The organism is uncultured Vibrio sp., assembly GCF_947488985.1.
Lineage (GTDB): Bacteria > Pseudomonadota > Gammaproteobacteria > Enterobacterales > Vibrionaceae > Vibrio.
In genome coordinates this window covers 1-3,623 of the sequence record NZ_CANLBV010000171.1, presented here as the reverse complement: position 1 = coordinate 3,623, position 3,623 = coordinate 1, and the positions used below count along the sequence as shown (strand labels likewise).

Sequence of the window (3,623 nt, the reverse complement as noted above, 5' to 3'; positions counted from 1 at the left end):
TCAGTGTAATTATCATAGTTCGTAGCATGATCCTGATTTTACTAAAAATCAAGCACCTTCAATGATCACGGGTATAAATACCCTTATATCTGTACGATAGATAAGGGTACTTCCTATGCGTAAGTCATAGCTATTATGTGCTTGCTAACTTTGGTGCGAACGCCTCGACTCTATTATTTTCAGTAACACCAAAATTGATACCGTGACGGTGACAACAACCAGCGCCATTGCCATTGCTATGCTTGTGTTACCTTGATCAAACTCACTGAAAATGAAGGTAGCGGTGGTTTCAACGCCGGGTGGTTTCACCATTAACGAACCCACTAATTCACGCTGCCCGATAATAAAACTCATCGTCCACCCAGCAATCACTCCGGGAAGAATTAATGGTAAGGTCACTTTAGTAAAGTGATAGAAGGTAGAAGCGCCACATACTAGGGCTGCGTCTTCTAAGCTGTGGCTTAATTGCTCGGCGGCTGACTTCACGTATTGCACTGTGTAAGGCAAAAACAGCACAACGTAGGTGATGACCAACATGCCTTTGGTGTTGTAAAACGGCGCAGGGTTATTAGGGGAGTTCCAAAACAGAATCAAACCAAAAACCACTACAATTCCAGGGATCGTGTTGGATAGTAGACTCGCAAAATCGATGACTCTAGTGAGCTTCGATTGGCCTTTAACAATCAACAATCCATACCAGATGCCAAGCACGGCGCAGATTGTAGCTGAAATTAAGCTCAGTTGAATACTGTTTAGCAGGGCTTCAAACGCATAGCCATCGGAATCAAATATCTGAAGGAAATGTTTAAACGTTAGGTTGTCCCAACTTAATCCCAAACCTGCTAAATCAATCAGAGCTGTTGCCATTATCGAAAAATAGGGCACTCCAATCGAAAGCCCTAATATGGTCGTTATGGTTGCCCAACACAGCAGTTTCTGCCACCGACTTAGGGTAATAATTCGAGACTGACTCCCTTTGCCTGAAATGAGTTGATATTGATAGCGATTCGAGATGTAGAGTTGGCCCATCCACATCAGCATGCTGGTGGTTAATAGTACTAGCGATAAGATCGAAGCCTTGGCGAAATCTATTGGCCATGTCGAGGTAAAGCGGTGGATCTCTGTAGTGAGAACATAGTAACCAATCTGTTTACCGAGAGTGGCCGGTGTGCCGAATTCAGAGATGGTTTTGACAAACACCAAAAGCGCACCCATTAGATAGCCTGAAAACACTAACGGCGTGATGATCTTAAAAAGTATTCTGCGTGACGAAGCGCCGTAGATAATGGCGGCTTCTTCTATGCTGGCACTCACGCGTAATAAACCATTTTTTATCACTAAGTACATGAATGGAAACAGTGACAGGCTCATGATAAACACCATACCTGCTAGTGAAAAAAAGCCCGATTGAAGTCCAGATACACTTGGGAAGAGCTGCTCCAAGTAGCCTCTTGGCCTCATAAAAGTCATCCAGCCCATAGAGTCGATAAAAGGGGGTGTCATGAAAGGAATGAGAATCACGATATCGAGCCATTTGTGTCGACCTAACGTAGTTTTGGCTGTTATCCATGCGAGAGGCGAAGCAAGCAAAGTCGCAATAATCGTCACCAAGAAGGCAAGCTGAATCGAATTCCAAAGCACGCCTATGGTATAACCATCAACCAGTTGCTTGAACAGGGAGATAAAATACCATTCGCCATCTTGGTAAACACTGTTAGCAAGTATGGTACTCATGGGCATTAAGGTAAGAATAGTGAGGCTAGTAAGGGCCAGTATGAGGTACTTGGCGTTCAATATAGATGCTGAGAGAGTGGTCATAAAGAGTCTGTAGTGTATAGATTAGGTTAAAATATGGGGAGGTCACCCCATCCATACTCGGCATGGTCTAGCGGAACATGTCACCAAATTTTGTTGTCACGGTTGCTTGGTTTTCGAACATCCAATTCCAATCATAATCTAGCTGTTTGATATCTGCGTAGTTAGGGCGAGATGGGTGCGCAGACACGTCGCTTCGGCCTGGTAGTAAAAGTGCATCCGCAACGATGTTTTGCGCGCGGTCACTCAGTAGGTAAGCGACGAAGTCTTCTGCGGTCTCTTTATTTTTGCTCGACTCAAGCACCATTGCAGGTCTTGGCGCAATTACTGTACCTTCTTCTGGGTAGATAACCTCGATTGGGTTACCCTTTTTCTTTTCGTCGTAACCCATGTAATCCACGCCCGCAATAACAACCGATTTAGAGCCATTCACTACCTGATTGAGAGCTGGGCGGTTTGCACCGTTCACATCAACTTCGTTCTCATGCCACGCAGAGAAAAGGTCCCAAGCGGCTTTGGAGTCATTCGCTATAAAACCAGAGACAAAATCAAGTGCAGAACCAGACTCCGAGGGAGCAGGAATCACAACTTGACCTTTCCAGTCATTCTCTGTGTATGCTGTTAAAGAGGCAGGCGCTTCTTTAACTAGTCGAGTGTTGTAAGTGATACCAAGGGCCGAGGCAGAGTACGCAAATAACTGATCTTGATTGCTCCATCCTTCGTGCAATTTTTTGGCATTTTTTGGTGTAAAAGAGTGTAGAAGTCCTTCACTCTGCAACCCCATCGCAGCAGGCCAAGAAGCCAAAACCACCACGTCGGCAACTGGGCGAGCTTCTTCTGCTTTTAGACGCCCAAGAATACGCCCCGTAGTGGCTTGATAGGTCACCACTTTATTACCTGAAACTGTTTCGTAATCTTTAATCAGCTTATTCGCTAAGTCTTTTGGGCCTGCCGTATAAACAGTAAGATCCGCCGCTGCCAACGGAGCAGAGAGTAGCCCGAGTGAGATGGCGAGAAGAGTGAAATATTTCATTTTGCTATCCTTGTAACTGAATTTGATTTATATGTTCTGGGGCGCAGTAAAGTGAAATGCTTTGACCAGCTTCTAAGCGTTGTGGAGCGCAGAAATACCACTGCTCTCCATCAACATCGGCTTCAACAAGATAATGCTGCCCTTGAAAGCGAACATGTCTGATTGAGGCTTCAAAGCGGACATCACTATCACTCGCTGCTTGCTGAAACTTAAGTGCTTCCATTCGAATAAAGGTTCGACCATCACTGTTTGGTAGGCGATTGTTTTTGCCAATAAAGTTCGCCACAAATTCTGTGGCTGGATCGTGATAAATCGTCTCTGGTCGGTCAAACTGCTCAACTCTACCTTGATTCAATATCATGACTTTATCTGCCATCGACATAGCTTCCGATTGGTCATGGGTGACATACACTGCGGTCAGCTGATGCTCTTTAAGCAGGCTAACCAATAGCTGTTGAATTTGGTCTTTTAATACAGCATCGAGCGCAGAGAGAGGCTCGTCTAATAAAATCAACTGAGGCTGCATAACAAGGGCGCGTGCGATAGAAACGCGTTGTTGCTGACCACCAGATAGCTGATTTGGAAAACGCTGGGCAAATTGACCAAGCTGTACTTGCTCCAACGCATTCGATACTTGCTTAGTTAAATCTTTGGTCTGTTTTCTGGCGCGAAGGCCAAATGCCACATTTTCGAATACGGTTATACCCGTGATCATTGAAGGTGCTTGATTTTTAGTAAAATCAGGATCATGCTACGAACTATGATAATTACACTG

General features: G+C 44.9%; 3 protein-coding genes. All 3 read right to left on the bottom strand.

The features are described from left to right. Nucleotides 1–144 precede the first annotated feature (144 nt). The 3 genes from Q1A70_RS19315 to Q1A70_RS19305 all read right to left on the bottom strand — a co-directional run bounded on the left by Q1A70_RS19315 (nucleotide 145) and on the right by Q1A70_RS19305 (nucleotide 3,563). Nucleotides 145–1,734, bottom strand: coding sequence for an iron ABC transporter permease (locus Q1A70_RS19315; protein ID WP_299695518.1), 1,590 nt, complete (start codon nucleotides 1,732–1,734; stop codon nucleotides 145–147). Nucleotides 1,735–1,885: 151 nt separating this feature from the next. Next, nucleotides 1,886–2,848, bottom strand: a complete 963-nt coding sequence (locus tag Q1A70_RS19310; protein ID WP_299695516.1) for an extracellular solute-binding protein — start codon at nucleotides 2,846–2,848, stop codon at nucleotides 1,886–1,888. 4 nt (nucleotides 2,849–2,852) lie between these two features. Then, on the bottom strand, nucleotides 2,853–3,563 hold the full coding sequence (locus tag Q1A70_RS19305) for an ABC transporter ATP-binding protein (protein ID WP_299695514.1): 711 nt from the start codon (nucleotides 3,561–3,563) through the stop codon (nucleotides 2,853–2,855). Nucleotides 3,564–3,623 lie beyond the last annotated feature (60 nt).